At 66.3% G+C, this 727-nt stretch carries 1 protein-coding gene; it reads left to right on the top strand.

What is annotated here, in order from left to right:
- On the top strand, positions 1-495 hold a 495-nt coding region (locus F6Q13_RS18600), incomplete at its 5' end, for a transposase (protein ID WP_293059676.1).
- Between the last annotated feature and the right edge of the window lie 232 nt (positions 496-727).

A 727-nucleotide genomic window follows, 5' to 3' on the forward strand; every position in this document is an offset into this window, starting at 1 on the left:
CCCGACGGCGACCGGTTGGCCGGCTGGCCGGCCGACATGCGCATCCTGGTGCGCCGCGAAAAGATCGAAGAAGGCCGCCAGCTGTCACTGTTCGAGCAGATCAACGGCTACCGCTACCAGCTGCTCGCGACCAACACCGCAGGCGGACAGCCCCAGCGCCTCGAGGCCCGCCACCGCGTACACGCCCGAGTGGAGGGGTTCATCCGCTGCGCCAAAGACACCGGCCTGGCGCGCTGGCCATCGCACTCGTTTGCGATCAACACCGCCTGGGTCACCGCCGTCGCCGTGGCCATCGACCTGCTGTGCTGGATGCGGCTGCTGCTCTTGGACGGCCCGCTGGCCAAGGCTGAACCGGCGACCCTGCGCTACCGGCTGCTGCACGCCGCGGCTCGCCTGGTCAAACGATCCCGCTACCTGATTCTGCGGATCCCCCAAACCTGGCCCTGGGCAAAAGAATTCGCTGACGCCGTCAACCGTGTCCGCGCCATCCCCTGACCCGCGGACCCCTATGTCCGATCGATCCCAAGAAAGGAGCAACCCACCCCGGGACCGTGGAACCCGGCGTCACCGCACGACACGCGGCGGCGCCGCCTACCACGAAACCGGAAATCAAGATCAACTCGTGATCTCAGCAGCCGCCAGGGAAGAACTCGGGCTACCGTGAAATTTTGAGGCGAATGCGCGGACGTACCCGCGATGAACCCACGCATACGCAGTTTGCGGATCA

The sequence above is a fragment of the Mycobacterium sp. genome, from assembly GCF_008709575.1.
Taxonomy (GTDB): Bacteria; Actinomycetota; Actinomycetes; order Mycobacteriales; family Mycobacteriaceae; genus Mycobacterium.